General features: G+C 59.3%; 24 protein-coding genes. 12 read left to right on the top strand and 12 right to left on the bottom strand.

The genetic code is table 11. The features are described from left to right. Nucleotides 1-23: 23 nt before the first annotated feature. Together RLO149_RS14840 and rimO are read right to left on the bottom strand one after the other, a co-directional pair. On the bottom strand, nt 24-266 hold the full coding sequence (locus RLO149_RS14840) for a CDGSH iron-sulfur domain-containing protein (RefSeq protein WP_013962917.1): 243 nt from the start codon (nt 264-266) through the stop codon (nt 24-26). Between the two features lie 65 nt (nt 267-331). Then, a complete protein-coding gene (gene rimO / locus RLO149_RS14835; RefSeq protein WP_013962916.1) occupies nt 332-1711 on the bottom strand; it encodes a 30S ribosomal protein S12 methylthiotransferase RimO in 1380 nt (459 codons plus the stop codon). Between the two features lie 65 nt (nt 1712-1776). Here rimO and RLO149_RS14830 point away from each other — a divergent pair, with 65 nt between their 5' ends. Beyond that, complete coding sequence (locus RLO149_RS14830; protein ID WP_013962915.1) at nt 1777-3729, top strand: AsmA family protein; 1953 nt, start codon at nt 1777-1779, stop codon at nt 3727-3729. Here the strand turns inward: RLO149_RS14830 and kdsA are convergent. Beyond that, nucleotides 3726-4559: a 3-deoxy-8-phosphooctulonate synthase gene (kdsA, locus tag RLO149_RS14825; RefSeq protein ID WP_013962914.1), complete on the bottom strand. Its 834-nt coding sequence runs from the start codon at nt 4557-4559 to the stop codon at nt 3726-3728. The genes RLO149_RS14830 and kdsA overlap by 4 nt on opposite strands. Nucleotides 4560-4943: 384 nt before the next feature. Between kdsA and RLO149_RS14820 the strand changes: the two genes are divergently transcribed. The 4 genes from RLO149_RS14820 (at nt 4944) to RLO149_RS14805 (ending at nt 7506) form a co-directional block, all read left to right on the top strand. Further along, nucleotides 4944-5543, top strand: a complete 600-nt coding sequence (locus RLO149_RS14820; RefSeq protein WP_013962913.1) for a uracil-DNA glycosylase family protein — start codon at nt 4944-4946, stop codon at nt 5541-5543. Continuing rightward, nucleotides 5518-6315, top strand: a complete 798-nt coding sequence (locus RLO149_RS14815) for an SseB family protein (protein ID WP_013962912.1) — start codon at nt 5518-5520, stop codon at nt 6313-6315. Before RLO149_RS14820 ends, RLO149_RS14815 begins: the two co-directional genes overlap by 26 nt. 172 nt (nt 6316-6487) lie before the next feature. After that, nucleotides 6488-7012 carry a YHS domain-containing (seleno)protein gene (locus RLO149_RS14810; protein WP_013962911.1) on the top strand — a complete coding sequence of 175 codons (525 nt, stop codon included), beginning with the start codon at nt 6488-6490 and terminating at the stop codon, nt 7010-7012. Next, nucleotides 7012-7506, top strand: coding sequence for a rhodanese-like domain-containing protein (locus tag RLO149_RS14805; RefSeq protein WP_013962910.1), 495 nt, complete (start codon nt 7012-7014; stop codon nt 7504-7506). Before RLO149_RS14810 ends, RLO149_RS14805 begins: the two co-directional genes overlap by 1 nt. A gap of 2 nt (nt 7507-7508) precedes the next feature. Here RLO149_RS14805 and mdoH read toward each other — a convergent pair whose 3' ends face one another. From mdoH to RLO149_RS14770, 7 genes are all read right to left on the bottom strand, one after another. Beyond that, complete coding sequence (gene mdoH, locus RLO149_RS14800) at nt 7509-9401, bottom strand: glucans biosynthesis glucosyltransferase MdoH (protein ID WP_013962909.1); 1893 nt, start codon at nt 9399-9401, stop codon at nt 7509-7511. Further along, nucleotides 9398-10924: an OpgD/OpgG family glucan biosynthesis protein gene (locus tag RLO149_RS14795; protein WP_013962908.1), complete on the bottom strand. Its 1527-nt coding sequence runs from the start codon at nt 10922-10924 to the stop codon at nt 9398-9400. Before RLO149_RS14795 ends, mdoH begins: the two co-directional genes overlap by 4 nt. Continuing rightward, complete coding sequence (locus RLO149_RS14790; RefSeq protein WP_013962907.1) at nt 10924-12144, bottom strand: OpgC family protein; 1221 nt, start codon at nt 12142-12144, stop codon at nt 10924-10926. The genes RLO149_RS14795 and RLO149_RS14790 overlap by 1 nt, the downstream gene beginning before the upstream one ends. 48 nt (nt 12145-12192) lie before the next feature. Then, a complete protein-coding gene (locus tag RLO149_RS14785; protein WP_044025371.1) occupies nt 12193-13533 on the bottom strand; it encodes a tetratricopeptide repeat protein in 1341 nt (446 codons plus the stop codon). 184 nt (nt 13534-13717) lie between these two features. Next, complete coding sequence (locus tag RLO149_RS14780; protein ID WP_013962905.1) at nt 13718-14926, bottom strand: CaiB/BaiF CoA transferase family protein; 1209 nt, start codon at nt 14924-14926, stop codon at nt 13718-13720. Beyond that, nucleotides 14910-16535, bottom strand: a complete 1626-nt coding sequence (locus RLO149_RS14775; protein ID WP_044025370.1) for a thiamine pyrophosphate-binding protein — start codon at nt 16533-16535, stop codon at nt 14910-14912. The genes RLO149_RS14780 and RLO149_RS14775 overlap by 17 nt, the downstream gene beginning before the upstream one ends. A 119-nt stretch (nt 16536-16654) precedes the next feature. Continuing rightward, entirely contained in the window at nt 16655-17218 is a 564-nt protein-coding gene (locus tag RLO149_RS14770; protein WP_013962903.1) for a GcrA family cell cycle regulator, read from the bottom strand. Between the two features lie 389 nt (nt 17219-17607). Between RLO149_RS14770 and RLO149_RS14765 the strand changes: the two genes are divergently transcribed. Beyond that, a complete protein-coding gene (locus tag RLO149_RS14765; RefSeq protein WP_013962902.1) occupies nt 17608-18783 on the top strand; it encodes an aspartate aminotransferase family protein in 1176 nt (391 codons plus the stop codon). Nucleotides 18784-18843: 60 nt separating this feature from the next. Continuing rightward, nucleotides 18844-19770 carry an ornithine carbamoyltransferase gene (gene argF, locus RLO149_RS14760; protein WP_013962901.1) on the top strand — a complete coding sequence of 309 codons (927 nt, stop codon included), beginning with the start codon at nt 18844-18846 and terminating at the stop codon, nt 19768-19770. 4 nt (nt 19771-19774) lie between these two features. On the opposite strand, the gene hrpB is transcribed toward argF, so the two are convergent. Next, nucleotides 19775-22216 carry an ATP-dependent helicase HrpB gene (gene hrpB / locus RLO149_RS14755; RefSeq protein WP_013962900.1) on the bottom strand — a complete coding sequence of 814 codons (2442 nt, stop codon included), beginning with the start codon at nt 22214-22216 and terminating at the stop codon, nt 19775-19777. A 93-nt stretch (nt 22217-22309) separates the two neighbouring features. On the opposite strand from hrpB, the gene meaB reads away from it, so the two are divergent. The 4 genes from meaB (at nt 22310) to RLO149_RS14735 (ending at nt 24729) form a co-directional block, all read left to right on the top strand. Next, nucleotides 22310-23299, top strand: a complete 990-nt coding sequence (gene meaB, locus RLO149_RS14750; protein ID WP_013962899.1) for a methylmalonyl Co-A mutase-associated GTPase MeaB — start codon at nt 22310-22312, stop codon at nt 23297-23299. Nucleotides 23300-23435: 136 nt separating this feature from the next. Further along, nucleotides 23436-23735 carry a 50S ribosomal protein L28 gene (gene rpmB, locus RLO149_RS14745; RefSeq protein ID WP_013962898.1) on the top strand — a complete coding sequence of 100 codons (300 nt, stop codon included), beginning with the start codon at nt 23436-23438 and terminating at the stop codon, nt 23733-23735. 112 nt (nt 23736-23847) lie between these two features. Beyond that, a complete protein-coding gene (locus tag RLO149_RS14740) occupies nt 23848-24189 on the top strand; it encodes a hypothetical protein (protein WP_245538066.1) in 342 nt (113 codons plus the stop codon). 45 nt (nt 24190-24234) lie between these two features. Beyond that, nucleotides 24235-24729, top strand: a complete 495-nt coding sequence (locus RLO149_RS14735) for a copper chaperone PCu(A)C (RefSeq protein ID WP_013962896.1) — start codon at nt 24235-24237, stop codon at nt 24727-24729. Between the two features lie 12 nt (nt 24730-24741). Here the strand turns inward: RLO149_RS14735 and RLO149_RS14730 are convergent, their stop codons facing one another. After that, nucleotides 24742-25434, bottom strand: a complete 693-nt coding sequence (locus RLO149_RS14730) for an NAD-dependent deacylase (RefSeq protein ID WP_013962895.1) — start codon at nt 25432-25434, stop codon at nt 24742-24744. A 138-nt stretch (nt 25435-25572) separates the two neighbouring features. On the opposite strand from RLO149_RS14730, the gene RLO149_RS14725 reads away from it, so the two are divergent. After that, nucleotides 25573-26448 carry a carbon-nitrogen hydrolase family protein gene (locus RLO149_RS14725; protein WP_013962894.1) on the top strand — a complete coding sequence of 292 codons (876 nt, stop codon included), beginning with the start codon at nt 25573-25575 and terminating at the stop codon, nt 26446-26448. The last annotated feature ends 60 nt before the right edge of the window (nt 26449-26508 follow it).

Raw genomic sequence — 26508 nt, 5'->3', positions numbered from 1 at the left:
TTTGATCGGGGCAGTAAGAGCAATCACAGCTTGCTGTGCGAACCATCACACATTGGGGCGTTGCGCGTGGCTTTGCAGCCGCAAAAGAACACCTTACGATCCTCTTCCGCCTCGTATTTCATCGGCGCAAAGCTCGTGTCTTTGTGCGAGCCGTCACAAAATGGCTGTTTGGACGACTGGCCACAGGTGCACCAGAAATATGATTTACCGGCGGTGACTTCGACTGGGTAGGGGGCCGTCTGGGCGATTTTGGGGGTGTCGGACATGGCTTGGGTTCTCCTTGCTGTGCGCTCAAAAGGTAGCGCCCGCTTGTCAAAGGCAAAGCACCAACTCAGGTCGGCGGTACAATGCGGCCCCAAAGATCGTATTCTCCCGCCTCATCGACCTCAACCGTGACGATATCGCCCGGTTTCAACCCATCATGGCCGTCATCAATGAACAGGTTGCCGTCAATTTCCGGCGCATCCGCCTTGGTGCGGCAGGTCGCAGCATCAGTGTCCACCTCGTCCACAATCACCTCCAAGCGCTGAGCGACCTTTGCGGCGAGCTTCGCTTCGGAGATGTCCTGCGACTTGGCCATGAAGCGGTTCCAGCGGTCCTGCTTGACGTCCTCGGGCACATGATCAGGCAAGGCGTTGGACCTTGCCCCGGCAACGTTTTCGTATTGAAAGCAGCCGACGCGGTCGAGCTGCGCTTCGTCCAGCCAGTCCAGAAGGGTCTGAAACTCTTCCTCCGTTTCGCCGGGATAGCCGACAATAAAGGTCGAGCGCAGCGTCAGGTCCGGACAGATCGAACGCCATGCCGCGATTTCATCCAGCGTTTTTGCAGCAGCGGCAGGGCGTGCCATGCGGCGCAACACATCCGGATGGGCGTGCTGAAAGGGGATGTCCAGATAGGGCAGCACCAAGCCCTGCGCCATCAGTGGGATCAACTGGCGCACATGCGGGTAGGGGTAGACGTAGTGCAGCCGAACCCATGCCCCCAGTGATCCAAGGTCGCGTGCAAGATCCGTGATATGAGCGCGATGCCCGCGCTCCTCGGCGTGTTTGATGTCCACGCCATAGGCCGATGTGTCCTGACTGATGACCAGCAGTTCCTTGACGCCGCTTTCGACCAGCTTTTCCGCTTCCCGCATCACCGCATGGGCCGGACGGCTGGCCAGACGCCCGCGCATGTCGGGGATGATGCAGAATTTGCACTTGTGATTGCAGCCCTCGGAAATCTTCAGATAGCTGAAATGCCGCGGTGTCAGGCTGACCGCCGACGCAGGCAACAGATCGACAAAGGGATCGGGACTGGGCGGCACGGCGGCGTGCACCGCATCCAGCACCTGTTCGTACTGTTGCGGGCCGGTCACTGCCAGCACCTTTGGGTGCGCCCCGGTGATGTATTCGGGTTCAGCGCCCAGACAGCCCGTCACGATCACGCGGCCGTTCTCGTTCAGCGCTTCCCCGATGGCCGAGAGCGATTCTGCCTTGGCGCTGTCCAGAAATCCGCAGGTATTCACGATGACCGCATCCGCCCCATCATAATCCGGTGATATGCCATAGCCTTCTGCGCGCAATCGCGTCAAAATACGTTCACTGTCAACAAGTGCTTTGGGGCAGCCGAGGCTGACCATGCCGATTGTCGGCTGGCCGGGACGGTCCGGTTGCGTCAGCCGGGCTTTGGGCGCAAGATCAGGGCGCAGATTTGGTGGGTTGGTGCTCATGATCTGCGCTATACTGTAGTTGCAAGAGGCTTGAAAGGCCTTGCGTTGGCGCGGGAGTGTGCGTGATGAAATGGGTTTTTCGTTTTTTCGGGCTGATTTTTGCCCTTGTCGTTTTGCTGGTCGTGACGGTGTTTTTTTTGCCGGCGGATCGTCTGGCGCGCATCGCGACGGAGCAGCTGTCCGTGGCCACAGGCCGGGATGTCGCAATAAATGGTGATGTGGCGCTGACCTTCTGGCCGGTGCTTGGCGTCAGTGCCGATGATCTTGAGGTCAGCAACGCAGGCTGGGCCGATCAAGGGCCAATGCTTCAGGCGGCGAATGCAGCGATTGGTATTGACGTCATGGCGCTGCTGCGCGGTGACATCAGAATAACCAACGTCGAAGCGCATAGCCCCACAATCCGACTTGAGCAGCGCCTTGACGGACGCGCAAGCTGGGAATTCACCAATGCCGAAGACAGCGCGCAGATCAAAACAACGACAGAGGCCAAAACGGACCAATCTGAGACTGTGGCGGCGGAAAGCCGCTCGATCAGTATTGAACGCCTGAGTGTCACGGACGCGACCTTGATCTATGATGCCGAGGGCAGCGATCTCGTGACTTTGGCCGGTGTTGATCTGGCGCTCGACTGGCCGGACCCGGCGGGCCCCGCCGAAATCTCCGCAACGGTCCGTCCGGCAAACGTGCCGGTCAGTATTGATGCAGAAATTGAGGGCTTTGGCGACTTCATCACGGGCGAGACGCGCGGGGTTAAGGTTACGGTGGCAGCGCCTGCGGGGCAAATGTCATTGAATGGGCGTGCCAGCACAGCCGGGGCCGTTGCGGGCGCATTTGCGTTCAAGACGGACAATACCGAGGCGTTTTTAGCTGCACTTGGGTTGCCTGGCGTCGCATTGCCCCCCAAGCTCGGCCAGCAGATCGACGTGGCTGCTGATATCACATTGACCCCGGACCGGCAGTTGGCGCTGCGTGGTCTGGCGCTTGATCTGCATGGCAATCGGCTGAGCGGCGCGGCCGATATCTCATTGAACGGCATCCCGACTGTAAATGTGCAGCTGGCGGCAGGTGATCTGGATTTGACGCCTGCGCAGTCTGCGCCGCGCACGTCAGGATCCTCAGGCGGGCAGGGTGGCGCAGAAACCACGTCCGAAGGGTGGTCAAAATCACCGATTGATGCCTCGGCGCTGGCCTCCTTCAACGGGGACGTCGCTTTGAGCGCGGACAGTATCGACTTGGGGCAGTTCAAACTTGGGGCGACGCAAACCGTTTTACGAAATGATACGTCGCGGATGGTGTTTGAGTTGCGTCAGGTTAAAGCCTACGGCGGACAAATCACCGGTGAACTTGTCGTCAATAATCGAAGTGGTTTGTCTGTGGGTGGCAGGATGAATGTGGCCGGTATTCAGATGCAGCCGCTGTTGAGCGATGCGGTTGAATTCGACCGCCTGACCGGGCAGGGCGATTTGCAAGTTTCCTTTCTGGGAACGGGTCCATCTGTTCACAGCATTATGAATTCGCTGTCGGGTGACGGCAGTCTGAACATCGCGCGCGGCACGATCGAAGGGATCAACCTTGATCAACTGCTGCGCGGTGGCGCGTCCAGTGGCACCACGATTTTTGACGATCTCTCGGCCACATGGAACATCTCAGAAGGGGTTCTGCGCAATCGTGACCTCTTGTTGCAGTTAAAAAACTACAGCGCTTCGGGTGAAGGACAGGTGGGGTTGGGTAAACGCGATCTCAACTATAAGGTGACCCCGGTTGCCTTGCGTGCCAATTCCGGGAATGGGCTGGCCATTCCGGTGCGGTTCCAAGGGCCGTGGTCAGATGTCTCGATCAAACCGGACCTTGAAGCCGCGCTTGACCTTAACCTCGATAAAGAGCGCAGAGAGCTCGAGGATCGCGCAAAAAGCGAGGTTTCAGAGCGACTTGGTATTAAAGATGAGGACGGAAAATCCACGGAAGATGCGATAAAGGACAAAGTCAAAGACGAGTTGCTGCGCAAGCTGTTCGACTAGATCCTCAGCGGGTTTGCCTTTGCCAGAGCGTCGAATTGCATCAGCGTGTCGATCAGGTCCGGCATTTGGTCGAGGTATATCATATTGGGCCCATCCGAGGGCGACGCGTCCGGGTTTTCATGGGTTTCAATAAATACCGCAGCGACACCGATGGCGACCGCCGCGCGCGCCATCACGGGTGCAAATTCGCGCTGACCGCCCGATGATCCACCCTTTCCACCCGGTTGCTGAACCGAATGTGTGGCATCCATCACAACCGGATAGCCGGTTTGCGCCATCTGTGGCAGGGCGCGCATGTCCGCGACAAGTGTATTGTAACCAAAAGACGTGCCACGCTCGGTCAGAAGAATTTTCCTGTTGCCCGTGCTTTCAATCTTGGTCGTGATGTTCGACATCTCCCATGGCGCCAGGAACTGCCCCTTTTTGACGTTGACCGCCGCGCCGGTTTCACCCGCAGCGAGCAGCATATCCGTCTGACGGCACAGAAATGCGGGGATTTGCAGAATATCAACTGCTTGGGCGGCGGGCGCGCATTGCCCCTCGTTATGCACATCGGTCAGGACCGGCACACCAATCGCCTGTCCCACCGACTGCAAAATCTTGAGGCCCTCATCAATGCCGGGGCCGCGTACGCCTGCCAAGGATGTCCGGTTTGCCTTGTCGAATGAGGCTTTGAACACATACTGCGCACCTGCCTTGTCGCAGGCTTCTTTCATCCGGCCCGCGATCATTTGGGCGTGGTCTTGGCTTTCCAATTGGCAGGGGCCTGCAATCACGGTCAGGGGGCGGTCGTTACCGATCACAAGATCGCCGACGGGAACATGTGTCATGTCAAGAAGTTACCTGTTCTCTGAGAATTCAAGCTGTGAGACAGACCATCAAGTAGTTTCCGGTAAAGATCAAGAAGGCGTGTTCCGTGTTTTCAAAGCCGCGCCGACCTGCGCGCGTGTCTATACCTTGCGTTGTGTGCCCGTCCAAAAAGATTCTGGTATGTCGTTGAACGCCAGCATCCTCACCCCGGCATGTTCAGCGGTCCTGCCTTGGGGCCACTGTTCTTGTCCGATCAGGGGGTGATCGCGGTCTGTTACCCCCAAAACGCAAGATTAAACGCCAATTTGAGACGACCGTGCGCGGATTGCGATACGGTGTGTTGGACAGCTCCGGTTGCACCGGGTTGCCTTCACCCTGCGCGCCGATAAAGTACGCAAGTGGTGATGCTTCAGGATCAGATCAGAGACTGCCGTTTGTGCGCTGAGCGCTTCGCGGCCACCGCGACGGCACATGAACCGCGCCCCGTTGCATGGTTTGAGCCGCAGGCGCGGGTGCTGATTGCAGGGCAGGCGCCGGGGATGCGGGTTCATAAGTCCGGTAAACCTTTTTCTGACCCTTCAGGGGAGCGGTTGCGCAGCTGGATGGGTGTGTCAGAGCAGGTATTTTATGACCGTGCGCAGGTGGCTATCGTGCCGATGGCGTTCTGTTTTCCGGGCTATTCGGCGTCCGGCAGTGATCTGCCGCCGCCCCCGATTTGCGCGCAGACATGGCATGACAAAGTGACTGCTGCCCTGCCGCACATAGGGCTCACTCTGATTGTTGGCAGCTATGCAATGAAATACCATCTGGGCCTTAAGTCGTCGCTCACGCAGGCCGTGCACAGCTGGAAAGATCGAGATGAGGACATCTTTGTCTTGCCGCACCCAAGCTGGCGCAATACGGGATGGCTCAAGAAAAACCCATGGTTCGAAGAAGAGGTGCAGCCTCGTCTGCGATCGCGTTTAAAGGATGTTCTGCATGACAGATCTGACCCCTCTGGATAAGGCCCATGCCCTGATGATTGCGGATGAGGAAAACGATCAGGCGCGCTTGGGGTTCTACGAAAGACTGGCAGAGAGTGAGCTGTTCCTGATGCTGGCCGAAGACCTCAACGCCGCAGATGACGCGGTCTCGCCGGAAATATTTGAACTGGAGGGCGTGAAATATGTGCTGGTGTTCGACCGCGAAGAGCGTCTGGCCAGTTTTGCCGGGCAGGTGACCCCCTATATTGCGGTGTCCGGTCGGACCATTGCCGGGATGCTGGCGGGGCAGGGGATTGGGCTGGGTGTCAATCTGGACGTGGCCCCGTCGTCAATTCTATTGGCGGATGCGGCGGTGGACTGGTTGCACCAGACACTGGGGAACGCACCGGATGAGGTTGAGGAAAAGGTCGCAGAGCTTTCGCCCCCCAAAGGCCTGCCGGAGACGTTGATCAAGGCGCTGGATACAAAACTGGCCACCGCCATGGGGCTTGCGTCTTGCGCCTATCTTGTCGGTGTCCGTTTTGCGGGCGGGCGGAATAGTCATATGCTGGGGTTTGTCGATGCGCTGCCGCAGGCTGAAGGGGCGCTTGCCAGTGCAGCCGCCGAAGCGTTGACCTTTTCGGGCATCGAAGCAGGGGCGATGGATGTCGCCTTTTTCCTGAGCTCTGATCCCGTGGCCGCCAGAATGGAGCGTGTCGGCCTGCGGTTTGATCTGCCTCAGTTGCAACACTCCGTAACACAAATGCGCCCACCGCCCGGTTCGGATCCTGAAAACCCACCCAAATTGAAATAATTCACCCCTGCAGGGCGCGAATTCTCACGAAACGATCACGCGAACCGGCCATTTTTCACAAGCCTGAGAGGCGAGGGCCAAAGGGGTGCACCTGTGCGGTGCAAGCAGCTAAACCAGTTGACAGCGGTGCAAAAGCGCCCGTTGATGAAAAATGCCAGACTGGAGTATTCCGATGCGTTTCCCACTTAAGATGATCGCCGTTGCGGCAACTGCCATAACCCTTGCCACATCCGCTTTTGCGGGCGATCAATATGTCGACCCGACAGGCTTTGCCGTTTCCGGATATGATGTTGTTGCCTATTTCGACCTTGATCAGGCGCCTGTTGGTCAGGATCAACCCGCCGCTGTGCCGGGGAACAAAAACATCACATCGACCTATAACGGTGCGACATTCGCGTTTTCCAGCGAGGCGAACAAAGCGCGCTTTGACGCGGACCCCGCAGCCTTTGCGCCGCAATATGACGGGCATTGCGCCTATGGTGTTGCCAAGGGCGGCAAAGTCCCCGGAAACCCGGAATTGTGGCGCATTCTTGATGGTAAATTGTATCTCAACATCACGGAAAACGTTGTGGGCTTCTGGGAAGAGGATATTCCCGGTAACCTGACCCTGTCCGAAAACAACTGGGTGAGCCTTGAGCCGGCGGCCGCCTCCGACCGAGTGATCCCGCAGTTCAGCAGTGCCGCTCCCGTGAACTGATGCGGCAACCTGATCCGATCGAACAAAGCCAAAAATCCCCGTTGCGCATGTCGCGGCGGGGATTGCTCGTTGTTGCCGTCGCGGGGGTGGCCACGGGCGGAGCCGTTGCTGCGCAGTGGTTCAACATCCTCGCTGAAAACGGCGAAGCCGCGCTAAGCCCTCCGGATGTTCATGAGGCAGCACGCAGCGGGGACGTCGTGCTCATTGATATCAGGCGACCCGAAGAATGGGCGCATACCGGTATCGGTGAAGGCGCGGTTCCCATAGATATGCGCCGTCCGGATTTTGTAGAAGCGCTGCTTGTTGCGACACAAGGGGACAAATCGCGTCCTGTCGCATTGATCTGCGCACGCGGTGTCAGATCGCGCCATATGTCCAAACAACTCGCCGCCGCAGGCTTTACGCGCATCATTGATGTGCCAGAGGGGATGCTGGGATCAGGTGCGGGTCCGGGCTGGCTGAACCGTGGCTTGCCGGTCGTCGCCTTCCGATAACGCTATTCGGCCGCTTGATGTGGTCGGTCAAGAATGGTCAAGAGCTGTCGCCTTTTGCGCCGGGCATTCTGTACGATACCCGGTTCGCGCAGCGTCAGCGGGCTTTGCATGCGCAAGGGCCCTGGCAGATAGCGTGCAACGGGCAAGGCACTGGCAGCAGACAGTGGCACGGCCAACAGCAGGCTGGCTGCAATCGGGATCAGCCACAACGACACCAGACCCGACACAAGACCCATTGTCAGAACAATACCAACGCCGGTTTCCACCCAGTGAAAGCGCAACAGGTCCTTAAGAGGATAGGCCACCGCCGTGCGGTTCTGTGCTGCCCATGTCATCTCGCGGCCAATGGCCGTCCGCACGACAGCGCGCGTTTGCTGGATCATCAGGATCGGGGCATAGGCAATGGACAAGAACACTTCGACCCCAAAGGCGGACAAAAAGGCACGGCGCCCGCCATAAAGACGCGTGGCTTTGGGATGTGCGGCGATAATGCCCGCGCCGACCAATTTGGGCATCAGCAGCATGGCATACATGATCATAAGAAAGACCGCAGAATCGATGTGGCTCATGGCGGGTGGCCAGTCGGGAAACAGCGGATTGGCCTCATTGAAATAGCTGATCACATTGGTATCGCGGTCCTTGCCCAGCAAAGACCAAACGATGAGCAACACGAACCACGCGGGCGACAGCAAATAGCTGACCGCACCATGCAGCAGGTGAAACCGCGAGACAGGATGCAGCCCGGCAGTACCCAGTAGACGCAGGTGTTGCAGGTTGCCCCGACACCAGCGTTGATCGCGCAGTACATAATCGATCAGCGTGCCTGGTGTTTCTTCGAAGCTGCCGGTCAGGCGTGGCATGAAACGTACGCGCCAGCCTGCGCGCCGCAAAAGGCCCGCTTCGACAAAGTCATGACTGAAGATCAGATCTGATCGCCCCCCTCTGCGAGAGAGCCTCGGCAACCCGGCGCATGCCGCAAAAGCCCGGGTGCGAATGATCGCGTTGTGACCCCAGTAATTGCCTTCGCCTCTGGCCCAGTTTGCCAGCCCTTCGGACATGAGCCATCCATAGGCGATGTTTGAAAACTGCTGGAGGCGCGCAAACAGCGTCTCCGCCCCGATCAGAACCGGGCATGTCTGGATCAGCGCGGCCTGCGGGTCTGCGCTGAGTTCATAGGCGAGGCGGTCGATGGCCTGCCCCGTCATCAGACTATCCGCGTCCAACACAACCATGGCGTCATGCGCCGCACCCCAACCGGTGATCCAATCCACCAGATTGCCGACTTTCTTATCGGTGTTTTCGGCCCGGCGGCGGTAAAAGACACCCATGCCCGCAGGGGCGGAGACTTGCAGCAAGCTGTAGGCGCGCTCTTCTCGTGCAGCGGTTGCCGCATCGCGCGTGTCGGACAGGATGAATAACGTGTACCGGTGGTGGGCTTTCTGGCGGGCCAGATCATCGAGCATGGCCGCCGCGTTGCCGAAAACATCGCTGGTCGCTTCGTTGTAGATCGGCATCAGCAAGGCGACATCCATTGGCGCTGCGTGCCCTTTGGCGCATTGCGCATCAGTGGCCCGCGCCAACAGGCCGGCAAGGGCGATGCCGATTGTGCTGACCGAGAGGCTGACCCAGATAAAGGTGAGACCGATCAGGCTGAGCAGAAACCACTCAAGGCCCGCCATGCCCGTTTCCGAAAACCACCCGTAGATGCCGCGCATCAAGAGCACGGTCCCGACCAATGCGGGCACGAAAAGCGCAAGACGCCAGTAAAGGGATGTCTCAGGGCGATCCTGCTTGGGCGCACTGTTGACCGGGTGCTGGTCAAAGTCCTGCGCAAGCATCTCCAGCGGCGCGCGCCGGGGCATCGCCATAAACGCTGATTTGGCGTTTTCGCTCATGCGCGCGTCCAGCGGTAAAGCCAGATTTCGGAGAGGGGCGCATCCTGCAAGCGCAACTGGGCGCGGAACTCGACCAAATCCGCCTCTTGCGGGTGGAAGGTGAAGGCAAGGCGGGGTCCGCCGGTCTCCGGATTGCGTTGCACAAGCCCTTGTGACAGCTCACCGGTGCTGCTGCGCAAGACAATATCAAGCTGGCTCAGGTCGTCGGGCACATCTTCGCGGCCTTCGAAATCAATAGCGACGACAATTCCGCCCTCCGGGCGCGCGCCCATCGCCGTGTCGCTGACGCGCAGCGGCATGCCTGTCCGGGGGGCAGGATCGTCGGCCCAGTCCAGACGATAGGACATCTGGTGGCTTTCGCCCGCAGGCACAGGGGTTGCGGGGCGCCAATAAGACACGATGTTGTCGTAGATTTCCAGATCAGCGGGGATTTCAACAAGCGTGACCGCCCCCGGTCCCCATCCCTCGCCCGGTGTGACCCAAAGGGCGGGGCGGTTGTGGTAAAGCGCTTCGAGATCGGCAAAGTCGCGGAAGGCCCGCGCCCGTTGCATCAGGCCAAAGCCACGGGGGTCATCGTCGGTAAAAGCACTGATCTGCAGGTTCTTGGGATTGGCAAGCGGGCGCCAGATGGTTTCGCCTGCACCATTATGGATCATCAAACCATCGCTGTCATGCACGGCCGGGCGAAAGTCGGAAAACCGCTCGCGCATCGTGGCATCAAACAAAAACATGGATGTCAGAGGCGCGATACCAATGTGGGTCAGCGTCTCGCGGGCGAAAATCTCGGCCTCGACCTGCATGGTCAGCGTCTTGCCATGGGTGATGACGAACCGGTAAGCCCCGGTGCAGCTGGGACCATCGAGCAGCGCGTGCAACACCACATCAGGCGCACCGGGCTGCGGCGTTTCGAGCCAAAAGGCGGTGAAATCGGGAAATTCTTCGCCCTCAGGATCGGCGGTTTTCAACGCCAGCCCCCGCGCGGAGAGACCGTATGTCTCGCCCGTACCGATGCCGCGAAAATAGCTGGCACCCTGAAAAACCGCGTATTCCTGAAAAATACCGGGCTCTTCGAGTTCCGCGCGCAGTCGCAGGCCGGAATACCCCAAGGTTTCATCTATCTCGACATCAGGAAATTTATCCGTGCTGTCAAACACACCCATGTCAAATTTCAGCGGTCGCGCGCTGCCATTCTCGACGACGTTGATCTCAACCGGCTGCGGAAAATAGAGACCGGGTGGAAACACATCTACGCGCTGCGGGCCGTCTGTGTTTTCCCAAAGCGCATTGCGCCCGTCAAACCAGATTTTACGGTATTGATCATAGCTCAGGTTGCGCCAGCTTTCCGGGATCAGCGGGCGCGGCGCATAGGGTTTTTCCGCCAGCGCCTTGGCGCGCATTCTGACCTTTTGCGCATCGAAGGCCGTTGGTGCGCCCGATTGCAGCCCGGGTTCCTGCGCTGCCAGAACGGTCGGGCGCAGGGCAGCCACAGCCACCAGAGATTTGAGAAGTTCACGACGTAACATTACCGCACCGCCTTTTTTCGCCAGGGTTGCGATTTAAACCATCCAACCCCATAGGCGACGCCAATCAGGACGGTAAAACCCGCCAGATTGACAATGATCTGATTAAACAGAGAGTTGCGCCCCAACGTGTCCAGCGCCACGCCAAGCAGCCGCGCGGTGAACATGGAGGTGATGAAAACGGCCAGTGACTGCTGCCCCACTTTCATGATGACGGCAAGGATGCGGCGCCACCCTTCGGCCAGCAAGCCGCCGGTCTGGGGGGGCAGAATGCGACGACCTGCTTCGCCCACGGCGATCCAGCACAGATAGGCAAGGGCCAGAAAATGCACGTAGCGCAGAACACCGAAGTCCGATTTGTTGATCAGGACGTTGTATTCCTTGCGCCACTCGCGCACTTCGGGCAGTTGCCGGGTAATGCGGAAATAGGCCAGCGGAATGATCACGAGAACAATCACCCCGGCCACGATCACCAACAGTTTGTGGCGCGGGGGCGGTGGTATCCAGCCTGCCATGAAGGCAAAGCCGGTGAAAAACACCAACTGCCATCCGAAGGGATTAAAGAACCAGTGCCGCTCTGACCATGGCTCAGCCGGGAGGGCGAGAACATCAATCTGCGCCCCGAGCCAAACACCGACAATCAGCGCGGCCGCCAGAGCGGGATGCGCGCGGTGGCAAGCAACGACCAGCGGCATCATCGCAAGCACCACGAGATACATTGGCAGGATATCAAAGTAATTCGGCACATAGGTCAGCGTCAAAAGCCCCAGCAAATTTTCCTCCGGCCGATTGAAAAACGGGTAGAGGTTCAGTTGCCCAACATAGTCGCGCTGAAAAAGTTCCGTGCTGTTCAAAAATACCATCGTGCCCGCGATGGCGAAAAACAGCGCGATATGTGCCCAATAGACTTGCCAGCATCGGAACGCGACACGCGCAGCCCCCATCAACAGCCCCTGATCGCGAAACACGGCACCAAATGCGATGGCAGAGGCCATTCCCGAACAAAAGACAAAGACTTCAGTGGCATCGGAAAAACCAAAGCGCGCGGGAATCCACAAGGTCAGCCAGTTTCCGGGGGTATGCGCAATCAGAATGATGAACATGACTATGCCGCGAAAGAAGTCGAGGCGTGGGTCACGGATGCGCTGACCGGCCTGCGCGGTTTTCTGCGCAGGCGTCTCGCCACGCGTCAGAGGGAGTCGTGAGGGATCGGCAAGTGTCATGGCGGGTCTTTATGTCGTCGGTTGAGATTTGTCATCAGGGTGCCGCTGCTATTGGGCAGGGATCCGCCGGGCTTCGGCGATGGATGCCATACGCGTCTTGGTAAACCTGTCGGCTTGCCCGGCCCGCTGCTTGAGGCGGGCATGCAAGATGTCTTCAGTTTGCTCATAACGTCCGGCACGCAGCCCTGCATCAATGGTCAAGCGCTCGAAAACATCGCGTTGTGCATGGCTGCCGCCAATGGACTGCATGTTTGGACGCGCAGAGGCCAGATCGCTGAAAGCAGCATCATAGCGCCCTTCGGCGAAAGCATTCAGCCCTGAGGCGGCGGCAACGCCGGGGTCGGCATAGCGCGCGGGCATCTCGCCGCTAGATTTGGCGTCACGTGCAAAACGCGCTGTCATCGCGCGCTGAGCATCCGGTCGCGAAGCCCCTGCCAAGGCCAGCATATAGTGCAGATCGGCAAAGACGACACAGCCGTCGTCGGTGCGCCGTTCTGCGATATCGGCCAGTTCGGCCCACCGCGGCCCAACTTCCATGCCTTCCAGCTCAAGGCGCAACAACAGCGAGGTTGCATTCGATATGTCGCGGTAATCATCGGTTTTATCCGACCTGATCTGCGCATCATATAGGCCCAATGCGACGTCAAGTTCACCACGATCCATATGCAACAGCGCCTTGTGCCACCACACGTGATATCTGAAATTGTTACAGTGATCCCAAGCAGCGGTGTTGTTTTCGATCAAGTCGATGCCGAGATCCGGGCGCGCGGTCATGTCAAAAACATGTGCAACCGCATGTAAGCCCCAAGCGTCATCGGGCGTCAGTTCAAGCCCCGAGCGACCCGCTTGCTCGGCGTTGTCATATTCGCCGGTTTCTTCCAGCGTGAAGGCATGACAGCCCAATGCAAAGCCCCGCAGCGGGTGATCTTTGTCATGTGCTGGCAACACCCGCTCAATGGAGCGTCGCATGCCCTGCGCATCCCCCAGAATGAACCTGATCCCATGGCTGACCTTCGCCGACAGCGTGTCTGCAGGATAGGCCTGCAATGTGCGTTCCATCGCAGCAACCGCGTCGGACGGTCTATCCGCCAGCCACGCGTCCAGCGCGTCAATCCATGCACGCTCTCGCGGATTTGCAGCATCAGATGCACGAGCGGCAAGCAGAGCCTCCTTAGCGGTCTGAACCAGTTCGCGCCGCCCCATCATCAGCGAAAAAAGCCCCCGGGCGGCGTGGCCCATCGCAAAATTCGGTTCTGCCGTCAGGACCGCGCCCAAACACTGAGGCGTTGCTGTCCCATGCGCCAGAAAAGCTCGGATCATGCCGTTCCAGTCCTCCACCGCTTTTGCCGTTGATAAGGACACCGGACTTTGACAAATATCGAAATTCATTGAAAACACACCTTTTTACACCTGTTGTTTTCTGTTTATCGAAAAACGACAGTGTGCGAAGCGCTCGTGCAGAAGTTACACGTCAACGTGAAGGACTGTGTGGAAAAACGATGAATGTTTCACAGTTATCCTCAGAAAGTAACGTGATTTCAGCGGAAAACTGCGCATAGGATGATTGAATTAATCAGCTCTTGTCATCGGACAGACCGAAATCACGCAGCACTGTTTCGGTGTCCTGACCAAAGCGGGGGGGCGGGCGGTCATATCGCACCGGCGTGCGGGATAGTTTCAGTGGATTACCCAATAGCTGGACAGTGCCACCTTGCACCCCCGGTGCTGCCATTTCCTGTACAACACCGCGCGCTTTCGCCTGATCAGAATGAAGCGCCTCAGCCACTGTGTTGATCGGACCCACGGGCACTTTGACCGCGTGCAGGCGCGCGATCACGTCGGCTTTGGTGATGCCAGAAAGCCGTTCGGCAATCAGCGGGATCAGCACGTCGCGGTTCTCAATCCGCGCGAGGTTCGTGGTAAAGCGCGTATCGGCGGCCATCTCCGGGCACCCCAGCACATCGCAAAAACGTGCAAACTGCGCGTCATTTCCCACTGCGACCAAAACATGCCCGTCTGAACAACCAAAAGCCTCATAGGGCACAATGTTGGGGTGTGCATTGCCGCGCCGCACGGGCAGTTTGCCTGAAGTGAGGTAATTGGTGCCCTCATTGATAAGCCACGCCATCTGCGCATCTACAAGCGACAGATCAATGTGCTGCCCCTCGCCGGTGGCATCGCGGTGGCGCAATGCTGCCAATATGCCGATGGTGGCGTACATGCCGCACATGACATCCGCGATCCCAACGCCAACTTTCATCGGCTGCCCCTCTGGCTCACCGGTCAATGACATTATGCCGCCATAGCCCTGTGCCATGAGGTCGTAACCCGGTTGATCCCTGTTGGGTCCCGTGTGCCCGAAGCCCGAGATTGAGCAATAGACCAACGCCGGATGCGCGGCACAGAGTGCGGCGTGATCCAAGCCGTATTTTTCCAACCCGCCGGGTTTGTAATTCTCGATGACGACATCCGCGCGCGCCGCCAGCTTTTGAACGGTTTTCTGTCCATCCTCGGTCGACAGATCGATGCTGACCGACTGTTTGTTGCGGTTGGCGGCCATGAAGTAGGCAGAAAGATCGGTGCGTGACCCGTCATTATTGAGCGCATAGTTCGGCCCCCACCCCCTTGTGTCGTCGCCGCCCGTTTTCGGGTTTTCGACTTTCAGGACCGTGGCGCCCAGATCACCCAGCAGCTGTGTGGCCGTCGGCCCCGCGAGGATTCGGCTCAGGTCAAGTACGACAAGACCATCCAGTGCGCCTTTCGTCTTAGATTCGTCCGTCATAAGACCCCCGTTCGATTTTTGCAGCGATCACGGTAAACTTGTCCGCCGCCAGTGCTGTTTCCAGTGCGTCGCGCATTTCTGTACGGTTGTGCACTGTGACCCCGACGCCCCCAAAGGCACGTCCGATGGCGGCGAAATCGTGCTCTGCGAAGTCCACACCGTGGTTTGTCAGTTGGCGGGCGCGTTGCTTGAGTTCGATCAGCGCGAGGGAGGCGTCTACGAAAACCACAAAGATTGTGCGCAGACCGAGTTCCGCTGCGGTCGACAATTCCCCGGCGACCATCAGGAATCCGGCATCTCCAGAAAAGGAGACAACAGGCGTGTCCTGTGTGGCCAGTGATGCCCCCATGGCCAGCGGCACCGCACATCCCATTGTGCACAGTGCCGAGGATTGGATCAGGCCGCGCGGCGTGTAGCACTGCCACATCTGGCTGAGCAGGATGCGATGCGCACCGCTGTCCGCCGTGGCAATGGTGTTCCGGGGCAAGATGGCGCGACAGGTGTCAATGACGGCGGCCGGGCCCCAGTCATCACCCGTCGGGAAAGCCGCTGCCAACGCTGTTTTTGTAGCCTCAGGGGCGTGATCTGGCCATGTGTTTGCCGACGTGATCCCGTCTGAAAGGGCCTCAAGGGTTGCCCCGCAATCTGCGATGATGTTCAGGCTGGCCTGATGCATGTAGTGATGGTTTGGCGCGGCGGTGATGTCGATGATGTTCTGCGTCTGTGGTGTCCAGACGTCACGCCAGCCGGTGCGCATTTCGATCGGGTCATAGCCCAGGCATAGGATCAGGTCTGCGGCGTTCAGCAGAGGCAAAAGGTGCGTATCCGCAAGCGGTGACAGGCCTGCGCCGCCAAGCGCCAGCGGGTGATCTTCGGGGATGATCCCTTTTGCCTTATACGTTGTGATCACCGGGACACCGAAGGTTTCAGCAAATTGCACGAGCGCAGCGCCGCAGCCCTCATTCATCGCATCAACACCTGCGACAATGATCGGGCGTCGGGCGGACGTCAGCCAATCGCGCGCCTGTGTCAGGTCGCTCCCCGCAGGGGCCGTTGACGCGGCAGGCTGCCGGTCTGGTGGCGCTTTGGCGGGCACAAGGCTGTCGGCGACAGAAATCGGCACATCAATATGCACCGGTCCGGGGCGACCCTCTGTTGCGATGGCTACAGCCTTGTCGGCGATGATGTGCGCCGCACCTTGCACAAGCGTAAAGCTGGCTTTGGTGATCGGGCGAAAGACAGCCTGCTGATCCAGAACCTGATGCGTGTAGCTCTGCGCCTCGTCTGCGTCCACGGCGCCCGCCAGAACGATCAGCGGCACGCGGTCCTGATGTGCATTCGCAACCGCGTTCACACCGTTCAAAGCACCGGGACCAACCGTTGCCACCAAAATACCTGGTGCGCCGGTCTGGTGATATGCGCCTTCGGCCATGAAGGCGGCTGCATTTTCATGCTTGGCGAGGATAAAGGTGATGCCCGCCGTCTCCAAAGCGTCAACCAGCGTCAGGACTTCCCCGCCGGGCATGCCAAATGCATAACGGCAGCCTGCCCGGTAAAGGCGTTGTGCGACCGCATCGGCAGCGCGAATTTGGGTTTTGGTGGTCACCATGGCAGTCTTTTCGCTTTTTGAGTACGACAGGGTCATACCTGACCCAAAGCCACGCGCAACTCACCTTTGTGTTTGTGATATTTCAAAAGGGCCGCGATGGCGAACCGGTCAGGCAAGGATCAGCGGCGGCGGTCCCGGCGGGATGACATAGGCTGAAACGCAACGCCGACATGTGCCTCGCAATAGGGTTTGCCCTGTTGCACCGTCAGACCGCAAAACCAGAAGTCGTCCGTCGCAGGGTCGCCCACGGGCCATTTGCAGGTCCGTTCGGTCAGTTCCATCAGCGTCAGCCGTTTGGCTTTTTTCTCGATGGCCGAGACCTTGGCGAGGGCTTCCGGGCTGATCTCATTTGCGGATGGCTGCGGCGGCAGAGGCTGCCCGGCCGGGATAATCTGTTTGCGCGCAGGCAATGGTTTGGGTGCTGCGGGTTCGGGGGCCGCTTTCGCAGCGGGCTCCGCCGGCTTGGGGGTCGGTTTGGGCTTGGTGTCCGCTTTCGGTGCCGCTTTGGCCTTGGTCTCGGTCTTTGTGCTGGTCGTGGCACGGTTCGACAGGCCCAGCCGGTGCACCTTGCCAATGACGGCATTACGGGTCACACCGCCGAGCTCCTTGGCGATCTGACTTGCGGATTGGCCTTCGCCCCACATCTTTTTGAGCAGTTCAACCCGTTCGTCTGTCCAGGACATCAGCATTCCTCAATTCAAAAGGCGGCCCGTTGATCAGGACCGCCACTATGTCAGCGTAGCTTCTTATTCTAAAGACTAGACGCGGAGATACAAGCCGCGAACGCCCTTTGAGCAAGCTTAAACCGCTTTATTATCGGTAGGAATCGCCACCGGCGGATAAATTCTGCTTTGCAAATCGGCAGCCTTGTCCTAAACCGGGTGCATGTTGATGTCCAGAAAACCCCTCATGCGACGACAGGCTCGACGCACCGGCTGAAGCCGAAACCCGAAAGACCGCATGTCTTTGCGGTCACTGAACCAACTGAAAATCTGTAAACATTATTGACCTGTGTCTCCGGCTCATGCACGTTCTGCGTTCTGGCCTGCGACCCCTACCTGAGGATGATCCGATGATCCCCACTATACTGCCGACCTATGCCCGTGCCCCCCTGAGCTTTGTAAAAGGTGAAGGCTCCTGGTTGATTGAGGCAGATGGGCGACGCTTTCTTGATCTGGCGGCGGGGATTGCGGTCACGGCTCTGGGGCATGCGCATCCAAAGCTGGTTAAGGCTCTGACGGATCAGGCAGAGGCGCTATGGCATACCTCGAACCTCTATCAGATCCCGCAGCAGCAAAACCTCGCCGACAAGCTTACCGATCTGACCTTTGCCGATACGGTCTTTTTCACCAACTCGGGCACCGAAGCCTGCGAGTTGGCCGTCAAGATGGCGCGCAAATACTGGAACGACAAAGGCAAGCCGGAAAAATCGCAGATACTGGCGTTTTCGGGGTCATTTCACGGGCGCTCTGCGGCTGGTATCGCGGCGGCGGGGTCTGAGAAAATGACCAAAGGGTTTGGCCCACTTTTGCCCGGGTTCACGCATTTGGAGTTCGGCGATCACGACGCGCTGACGGCGGCTTTTGACGACACCACAGCGGCCGTAATCATCGAACCCATTCAGGGGGAGGGCGGCATTCGCCCGGTGCCGGATCAATGCCTAAAGGGCTTGCGCGATCTGTGTGATACGCATGGCGTGCTGCTGATCTTTGACGAAGTACAATGCGGCGTGGCGCGCACGGGCAGGCTTTTTGCGCATGAATGGGCTGGGGTGACACCGGACATCATGATGGTTGCCAAAGGCATCGGGGGCGGGTTTCCCATCGGGGCCGTGCTGGCCACCGAAGAGGCCGCCTGCGGCATGACGCTGGGCACGCATGGATCGACCTATGGCGGCAATCCGCTCGGTTGCGCGGTTGGCTGCGCGGTTCTGGATCACGTTGCTGATCCTGCGTTTCTCGCGGATGTGGCCCGCAAGGGGGCCTTGATGCGCCAGCGGCTTGAGGGTCTTGTTGCAGAGCATCCCGAGGTCTTTGAAAGCGTGCGTGGCTCTGGCTTGATGCTGGGTATCAAATGCCGTGCGGCAAACACGGACGTTGTCGCGGCGGGCTATAACGAATTGATCCTGACCGTTCCGGCGGCTGACAATGTGGTGCGCTTGCTGCCACCGCTCACGATTTCAGACGATGAGATCTCGGATGCCGTCGCGCGGCTTGGCGCTGCGGCGCGCAGTATTCAAGCAGCCTGAGTACGTAACCCATAGTTTGGGCGGCGCGAAGATCGCCGTCCTTGAACAGAGTAAGATACAATGAACCATTTTCTAGATATTCACCTGACCGACCCTGCCGATTTGCGTGGGATCATTGATCAGGCAGCAACCATGAAAAACGCGCGGCTTGGACGCCCCCGTGGCGCGCCGGATGACACGCAACCGCTGAAAGATCATATGGTGGCGCTGATCTTCGAAAAGCCGTCGACCCGAACGCGTGTGTCCTTTGATGTTGGGGTGCGGCAGATGGGGGGGCAGACAATGGTCTTGTCCGGCTCTGACATGCAACTGGGCCATGGTGAGACCATCGCCGATACTGCCCGCGTGCTGAGCCGCTATGTTGACCTCATCATGATCCGCACCTTTGATGAGGCGGTGCTGACCGAGATGGCAGAGTTTGCGACCGTCCCGGTGATCAACGGTCTGACTGACCGCACGCATCCTTGTCAGATCATGGCCGATATCCTGACGTTTGAAGAGCATCGCGGCCCGATCGCTGGAAAAAAGGTGGTCTGGTCGGGGGATGGCAACAACGTTTGCTCGTCGTTTTTGCACGCGGCTGGGCAGTTCGGCTTTGATCTGACCTTTACCGGCCCGCCAACGCTGGACCCGGAGCCAGAGTTTATCGATCTGGCTCGTTCCAAAGGGGTGAATGTTGCTGTGGAGCGTGACCCGGCCAAGGCGGTCGAGGGGGCCGATCTGGTGGTCACGGACACGTGGGTCTCCATGCATGACGCGCAATCGGCGCGCGAACGTCGCCACAACCAGTTGCGGCCCTATCGGGTGGATGCGGCATTGATGTCGCACGCCAAGCCGGAAGCGCTTTTCATGCATTGCCTGCCTGCGCATCGCGACGATGAGGCCACATCAGAGGTGATGGACGGGCCGCAGTCCGTGATCTTTGATGAAGCTGAAAACAGGTTGCACGCGCAAAAAGCCATCATGCGCTGGTGTCTGGCTGTCTAGTGTTTCACCGGCGGCGCGGTTTGGCCCGGAGTGTCGGGTCCGCCGCCGTTGGGTCTTCGGGCCAGGGATGTTTGGGGTACTGGCCCCGCATGTCTTTGCGCACGTCCGCGTAGGACGAGGCCCAAAAGCCCGGCAGGTCTTCGGTGACCTGTACGGGGCGTTGGGCGGGCGAAAGCAGCGTGATCTGAACCGGTGTTCCGGCGACCGTGGGGTGTTGTGTGACGCCAAAGAGTTCCTGTAGCCGGACCGCGATGCAAGGCTGGTGTCCGTCGTAGTCGATCGCAATTTTGCGGCCAAGCGGCGTGAGGAAATGGGCAGGTACGGCGCGATCCAATGCTTGCATCCGGTCCCAGCCCAGATGTGCCTGCAGCGCTGAGGTGATGTCAAAGCGGCGCCAGTCGCTGGCCGTTTTGACGCCCGTCAGATGCGGCAGCAGCCATGTTTCAAGGGTATCCATCAGTTGCGTTTCGCTCAGGTCCGGAAAATCTGCATGCGCACGGCGCATCAGCGCGGCGCGTGCCATGAGCCGTTCTGCGGCTTTGGTGGGCAGTAGGCCCAATTGGCGAACCCCCTCCAGCATTGCAATTGCGATGTCCTGCGCAGGTGCGTCGCGCCATACCCGGTTGTCCAGCACAAGTGCGCCGAACCTTTCCTGCTGACGTGCTTCAACACGGTTCTCGCGGCGTGACCACTGACAAACGTCATGCCATGCAATCTGATCTGTAAAGACCTCGCGCAGGTTTTGCTCGGACAGGGTGGCGGCCTGCCTGATGCGCGCCTCGCGTGGGTCACCGTCCAGATCGGTTGCAATAATCAGTCGCGCCTGCGCCATGGGGTCTGCATCGGGCAGGCGCGCGCCTTTGCCGCCAGCGAGGATATATCGCGGAGCATCTCCCGCCCGGCGCAAACCGATGCGATCCGGATAGGCCAGTGCCGCCAGCAGGGCGATGTTTTCCGGGCCTGTGCCGCGTGTGTTTCGGGCGAGCCTTTTGGCTTCCTGCTGGATGCGCTGAACGGTCGGGCGGTGCGGTTCAAAGGCATGTGCACGTTGAAAGGCGGCAGGGTCGCGCACAGCGTCAAACCGCAAAGTGAGATCGCAGGACGCGCCGCGCAAAACGTCACGCTCTGCCAATAAGGCCGCCAGCAGTGGGGCGTTTTGTCCCCCCAAGGCCACCATATGGGCCAGCCGGGGATGCAGCGGCACTTGCGCCAGAGCGCGACCGTGCGCTGTGATCCGCTCCCTGTCATCCAATGCGTTCAACATGGCCAACACCGCATGGGCTTCGGCCAACCGCCCCTTATGCGGCGGTGAGACAAACCGCAGCGTGTCAGCAGAACTGCCCCAAAGTGCCACTTCGAGGGCGAAGGCGGTCAAATCGCCGACGTCGATTTCTGGTGGCGGGAATGCTGCCAATGCGCCATCTTCGCCTTTGGTCCAGAGCTTATAGCAGGCACCGGGGGCCATGCGACCAGCACGTCCGGCACGTTGGTGTGCTTCGGCCTTGGATACTTTTGTCGTCACCAGTCTGGCCATTCCTGACGCGGGGTCGAAAACAGCACGCCGCGACATGCCCGCATCGACAACCACGCGTATCCCTTCGATGGTCAGCGAGGTTTCGGCGATTGAGGTGGCAAGGACGACCTTGCGCCCGTCTTTGCAAGGCGCGATGGCGGCGCGCTGGTCTTTGAAATCCATCGCGCCAAAAAGCGGCTGGAGCGACGTGTCTTTCGGGATTTGGTTTTTGAGCAACGCAAGCGTGCGCCTGATTTCCCCCTCGCCGGGGAGAAAGGCAAGCACGCTGCCCTCTTCCGTTTTGAGTGCGTTCAGGATGAGATCGGCAGTGGCCGCTTCCAGCCTTTGGGTTTTGCCAATCGGTCGGGGCAGCCAGTGTTCAATCACGGGATAGCTGCGCCCCTGCGATGTGAGAACCGGCGCGCCCATCAGGTCCGCCACCGGGGCTGCATCCAGCGTGGCAGACATCACAACCAGCAGCAGGTCATCGCGCAGCGCCTCGGCGACCTCCAGACACAACGCAAGGCCCAGATCCGCGTTCAGTGACCGTTCGTGGAACTCATCAAATATCACAGCGCCCACGCCGGGCAATTCGGGGTCGCTCTGAAGCATGCGCGTCAGGATTCCTTCGGTCACAACCTCGATCTTAGTGTCCTTGCTGACCTTGGACTGGCCCTTGATGCGATACCCGACACGACCCCCCAGGGGTTCACCCAGTGTTTGCGCCATGCGTTCTGCTGCGGCGCGGGCAGCCAGCCGCCGGGGCTCCAGCATCAGAATGCGCCCATCGGTCAAACCCGCTGACAGGATGGCCAAGGGCACGCGCGTGGTTTTACCCGCGCCGGGGGGGGCTTGCAGAACCACACGTTTGTCATCGCGCAAGGCGTTGATGACCTCCGGTAAAATCGCATCAATTGGCAAAGAAAATGACATGTGGCCTCATAGCCGATGGTTGAAGGCGCGCCAAGCACTGGACATTTGCCAAGCACTGCCGGAAAAACGTCAATGAACAAAGGGGCAGGGCATATGGAGACGGCGCAGCTTGCGGCAGGTGTCATCAAGGGCGAACGTCGCGCCTTGGCGCGGGCAATTACATTGGTCGAAAGCGCGCGTGAGGATCATCGGGTGCAGGCCAGTGAATTACTGCAACTGCTGCCCTTAGACCGGCAGGCCCTGCGCATCGGGCTGTCGGGCACGCCGGGCGTCGGGAAATCCACCTTTGTCGAAAGCTTTGGCATGATGCTGGTCGAAAAGGGCCTTCGGGTGGCCGTTTTGGCGGTCGATCCGTCATCCTCGCGTTCGGGGGGATCGATTCTCGGCGATAAAACCCGGATGGACAGACTGGCCCGTGCGCCCAATGCGTTCATCCGCCCCTCACCCAGTCAGACGCATTTGGGCGGTGTTGCGCGCCGCTCGCGTGAGGCGGTGGCGCTTTGTGAGGCGGCAGGGTTTGACGTGGTGTTGATTGAAACCGTGGGCGTTGGCCAATCCGAGACCGTCGTCGCGGAAATCTCTGATCTGTTTCTGCTCTTGCTGGCCCCGGCGGGCGGGGACGAATTGCAGGGCGTCAAGCGCGGGATCATGGAGATCGCTGACATGATTCTGGTCAACAAGGCGGATGGCGATCTGAAGCCTGCGGCGACGCGCACCTGTGCTGATTATGCGGGCGCTTTGCGGCTGTTGCGCAAGCGGCCTCAGGACCCGGAGGGGTTCCCCAAGGCCGTGATGGTGTCCGCTTTGCATGAAAACGGTCTGGCCGATGTCTGGCAGGATATCGAAACGCTGATCGCCTGGCGGCGCGCGCAAGGGTTTTGGCACCGCACGCGCGCGGATCAGGCCCGCTATTGGTTTGGACAGGACGTGCGCAATGCCTTGCTTGGGCAGTTGGAAACACCACAGGCGCGCGCCGCTTTAAAGTCCTTTGGCGACAAGGTTGCATCGGGTGAGATGCCCCCATCTGTGGCGGCGCAGTCCTTTTTGGCAGGGCTGGATCGTCGTGATGGGTCAAAGTCATGATTTTGCGTCCGGCTTGGGTTGACCGGAGGTGCGATTCCCACTAAAGCCAGCAAACGAAATTCCGGGGCGCGGCGTGACGCCAGCCCCTTTTGTCGTGACCGGACCGCCGGTGCGGCCCGAAAAAAAGGATGATCCCATGTCGCGCGTATGCGAATTGACCGGAAAAGGCCCGATGACTGGCAACAACGTCAGCCACGCCAACAACAAGACACGTCGGCGTTTCTTGCCGAACCTGAATGATGTGACCCTGCAGTCCGAAACACTGGGCCGCGCATTCAAGTTCCGCATTTCTGCCGCGGCACTGCGCACCGTGGACCACCGCGGTGGGTTGGATAAATTCATGGAAAAGGCCAAGGACAGCGACCTGTCTGCCAACGCCTTGAAAGTGAAAAAAGCGATCGGCAAAGCATCCGACGGTGCAGAAGCACTGAGCTAAGCGCGACCTGAAATTATTTTCGAAGGCTCCGATCTGAAAAGGTCGGAGCCTTTGGCTTTTGGGCTGGAAACCAGCGCCTCCGGGGTCGTATACTGCTTGTATGTTGCGACCCTTGTCCTCCCCTGTTCTTGGCGTATTGGTAAGCCTGCTGTTGATCGCCACCGGTCACAGCATGGCGATGGCGCGCGGCGCTGCAGCGGCGACAGGGCAGATGGTGATTTGCACGGGTGCAGGCCCCACCACCGTATACACGGATGCCGATGGCGCGCCCACCGGTGCGCCGCATATCTGCCCCGATTGTATCTTGGTGTTCGGCGATCTTGCATCACCTGCCACACTGACCCCACAAACCGAGATCATCGGCACGCAGGCTAAAATGCTGCGGCCTGATGCTGCGCGCGCCTGCGACGTTGAGACCGGGTTTCTGAGCCGCGCACCGCCTGCCGTGCTCTGACCCACATAACCCAATCTAAACGTTAAAATTTTCGAGGAGACATTCATGTTCCTTTCTCATGTCTCGCGTGCTGTTCTGGCAGCCGCGTTGATCACACCGCCTACATTCGCCTTTGCCGATATCGTCATTGACGATCCCTATGCGCGTGCGTCGCGCCCCAATGCCCCAACCGGTGCTGCGTTCATGATGATCAAGAACACAGGGGAGACGGCGGATCGTCTGGTTTCAGCGACGTCAGATGTCGCCAAACGGGTCGAGTTGCATACGCACATCGACCAAGGCGATGGCGTCATGAAAATGGTGGAAATCGAAGAGGGTATCGAGATCCCCGCTGGCGGCATGCACATGATGGCGCGCGGTGGCGATCACGTCATGTTCATGGGGCTGACCGAGAGCCTTGAGCAGGGCGGAGAGGTCTCCGTGACCCTGACGTTTGAGCAAGCGGGTGACGTCACTGTCATGATCCCGGTGGACAATGAACGCCAGCCAAAGCACGGCGCGATGAACCACGGTGATATGAACCACGACGCAACCAACTGATCGGGGCTGGAGTTATCCCCCCAGAACTTCTGCGACCCATTCGGGCACCGTCTGGGTTGCAGGTCCGATCCGGATATCATCGAACTGACTGCCAACCGCGGAGGGCTCAAGGTTGAACTCAAGCGTTTGCGCGCCGTGGCGGCGCGCTTCGGCTACGAAACCGGCTGCCGGGTAGACATTGCCTGACGTGCCGATGCCTGCGAAGAGGTCAGCCTGCGCGAGTTGATCATAGATTTCTTCCATGTCGTAGGGCATTTCCCCGAACCAAACGATATCCGGGCGTGCCGCAGGGGCCTTGCAGTGTGGGCATGCATCGCCGGGAGCCATAACCATCGGGGCGGGCCAGCGGTGATCACAAGCGCCACACAAGGCCCCGTTGAGTGCGCCATGCATATGCATCACCCGTTTCATCCCGGCTTTTTCGTGCAGGTCGTCGACATTCTGTGTGACCAAGACAACGTCGCCATCAAATCCAGCCTCCAGTTTTGCGAGGGCCAGATGAGCGGCATTCGGTGCCGCCTCCGCTGCCTGGGCACGGCGGGCATTGTAAAAATCGACCACAAGCTGCGGGTCACGCGCAAACCCTTCGGGCGTTGCCACATCTTCGATCCGGTGCTCGGCCCAGAGGCCGCCTTCAGCGCGAAACGTTCCAAGACCACTTTCCGCTGAAATTCCAGCACCCGTCAGTATTACAATTTTCTTCATATCGACTTTCCCATTGGTGCGCTCGTTGTGCCCAGTCTGCCGGTTCATGTCAAAGCCAGCGGGTTTTACCGTGCCTTGCTCTTGCGAAGGGGGCGGTTTTTCGAAACGGTGCGGCGCATACTCATTGAGGGTCGCGTGATGAAAATTGCTACTTCCGCCTATCCTTTGGATTTGCTGTCGTCTTGGGCGCAGTACGAAGATAAAATTTCCAGCTGGGTGGCGCAGGCTGCTGAACAAAACGCTGATCTGGCGGTATTCCCGGAATATGGCGCGATGGAACTTGCAACCCTCGCTGGTGCGTCTGTGGCTGCAGATCTGGAACAGTCGCTGAATGCGGTATCGGAGCGGTTGGCCGATGCAGATGCTTTGCACAAGAAACTGTCGATTGAATACGGTGTGCATATCCTCGCGGCTTCCGGCCCGGCGGTCACATCGACAAGGCCGGTCAACCGCGCCCGTCTGTTCACCCCGCAAGGCGGCGTCGGTGTGCAGGACAAGCAGATCATGACCCGGTTTGAACGTGACCCTTGGGACGTCATTGGTGGTGGCCCCTTGCAGGTGTTTGATACATCCATCGGCCGGATCGGCATTCTGATCTGTTATGATTGCGAATTTCCCTTGCTTGGCCGCGCACTTGCGGCCTGTGACATACTGCTGGTGCCATCCTGTACGGAAACGCTGGCCGGGTACTGGCGGGTGCGGATTGGGGCGATGGCCCGCGCGCTTGAAATGCAATGCGTGTCCGTCATGTCTTCGGTGGTCGGTACAGCGGATTGGTCCGAGGCGGTCGATGTCTCAGTCGGCGCAGGCGGTATTTTTGCCCCCCCAGACCGCGGCTTTCCAGAAACAGGCGTGTTGAGCCTTGGTGCGCTGAATGCAGCCGGTTGGACCATGGCCGAGGTTGATCTGCGCCACATCGCAAAGGTCCGTGCAGACGGGATTGTATTGGGCCAAAAGCACTGGTCAGAGCAGTCAGGCCGCGATGACACCGCGCCAATCGTCGATTTACGCTGAATCAGGCTTGAAAATACTTGCAAATGCGCTCATTTAGGCGGCGTCCACAAATGGTGGACG

This window comes from Roseobacter litoralis Och 149 (assembly GCF_000154785.2).
Lineage (GTDB): Bacteria > Pseudomonadota > Alphaproteobacteria > Rhodobacterales > Rhodobacteraceae > Roseobacter > Roseobacter litoralis.
Note: the sequence above shows the minus strand (reverse complement) of the source record. Positions and strands in the feature narration are given on the sequence as shown.

What these genes read in the sequence shown, in the direction of transcription:
- RLO149_RS14770 (WP_013962903.1), bottom strand. Translation starts at nt 17,218, where the DNA reads ATGTCCTGGACAGACGAACGGGTTGAACTGCTCAAAAAGATGTGGGGC.
- RLO149_RS14815 (WP_013962912.1), top strand. Translation starts at nt 5,518, where the DNA reads ATGACAGATCTGACCCCTCTGGATAAGGCCCATGCCCTGATGATTGCG.
- RLO149_RS14820 (WP_013962913.1), top strand. Translation starts at nt 4,944, where the DNA reads ATGCTTCAGGATCAGATCAGAGACTGCCGTTTGTGCGCTGAGCGCTTC.
- RLO149_RS14805 (WP_013962910.1), top strand. Translation starts at nt 7,012, where the DNA reads ATGCGGCAACCTGATCCGATCGAACAAAGCCAAAAATCCCCGTTGCGC.
- RLO149_RS14785 (WP_044025371.1), bottom strand. Translation starts at nt 13,533, where the DNA reads ATGAATTTCGATATTTGTCAAAGTCCGGTGTCCTTATCAACGGCAAAA.
- RLO149_RS14725 (WP_013962894.1), top strand. Translation starts at nt 25,573, where the DNA reads ATGAAAATTGCTACTTCCGCCTATCCTTTGGATTTGCTGTCGTCTTGG.
- kdsA (WP_013962914.1), bottom strand. Translation starts at nt 4,559, where the DNA reads ATGACACATGTTCCCGTCGGCGATCTTGTGATCGGTAACGACCGCCCC.
- RLO149_RS14775 (WP_044025370.1), bottom strand. Translation starts at nt 16,535, where the DNA reads ATGGTGACCACCAAAACCCAAATTCGCGCTGCCGATGCGGTCGCACAA.
- RLO149_RS14810 (WP_013962911.1), top strand. Translation starts at nt 6,488, where the DNA reads ATGCGTTTCCCACTTAAGATGATCGCCGTTGCGGCAACTGCCATAACC.
- meaB (WP_013962899.1), top strand. Translation starts at nt 22,310, where the DNA reads ATGGAGACGGCGCAGCTTGCGGCAGGTGTCATCAAGGGCGAACGTCGC.
- RLO149_RS14765 (WP_013962902.1), top strand. Translation starts at nt 17,608, where the DNA reads ATGATCCCCACTATACTGCCGACCTATGCCCGTGCCCCCCTGAGCTTT.
- mdoH (WP_013962909.1), bottom strand. Translation starts at nt 9,401, where the DNA reads ATGAGCGAAAACGCCAAATCAGCGTTTATGGCGATGCCCCGGCGCGCG.
- RLO149_RS14735 (WP_013962896.1), top strand. Translation starts at nt 24,235, where the DNA reads ATGTTCCTTTCTCATGTCTCGCGTGCTGTTCTGGCAGCCGCGTTGATC.
- RLO149_RS14795 (WP_013962908.1), bottom strand. Translation starts at nt 10,924, where the DNA reads ATGTTACGTCGTGAACTTCTCAAATCTCTGGTGGCTGTGGCTGCCCTG.
- rpmB (WP_013962898.1), top strand. Translation starts at nt 23,436, where the DNA reads ATGTCGCGCGTATGCGAATTGACCGGAAAAGGCCCGATGACTGGCAAC.
- rimO (WP_013962916.1), bottom strand. Translation starts at nt 1,711, where the DNA reads ATGAGCACCAACCCACCAAATCTGCGCCCTGATCTTGCGCCCAAAGCC.
- RLO149_RS14730 (WP_013962895.1), bottom strand. Translation starts at nt 25,434, where the DNA reads ATGAAGAAAATTGTAATACTGACGGGTGCTGGAATTTCAGCGGAAAGT.
- RLO149_RS14830 (WP_013962915.1), top strand. Translation starts at nt 1,777, where the DNA reads ATGAAATGGGTTTTTCGTTTTTTCGGGCTGATTTTTGCCCTTGTCGTT.
- argF (WP_013962901.1), top strand. Translation starts at nt 18,844, where the DNA reads ATGAACCATTTTCTAGATATTCACCTGACCGACCCTGCCGATTTGCGT.
- RLO149_RS14790 (WP_013962907.1), bottom strand. Translation starts at nt 12,144, where the DNA reads ATGACACTTGCCGATCCCTCACGACTCCCTCTGACGCGTGGCGAGACG.
- hrpB (WP_013962900.1), bottom strand. Translation starts at nt 22,216, where the DNA reads ATGTCATTTTCTTTGCCAATTGATGCGATTTTACCGGAGGTCATCAAC.
- RLO149_RS14780 (WP_013962905.1), bottom strand. Translation starts at nt 14,926, where the DNA reads ATGACGGACGAATCTAAGACGAAAGGCGCACTGGATGGTCTTGTCGTA.
- RLO149_RS14840 (WP_013962917.1), bottom strand. Translation starts at nt 266, where the DNA reads ATGTCCGACACCCCCAAAATCGCCCAGACGGCCCCCTACCCAGTCGAA.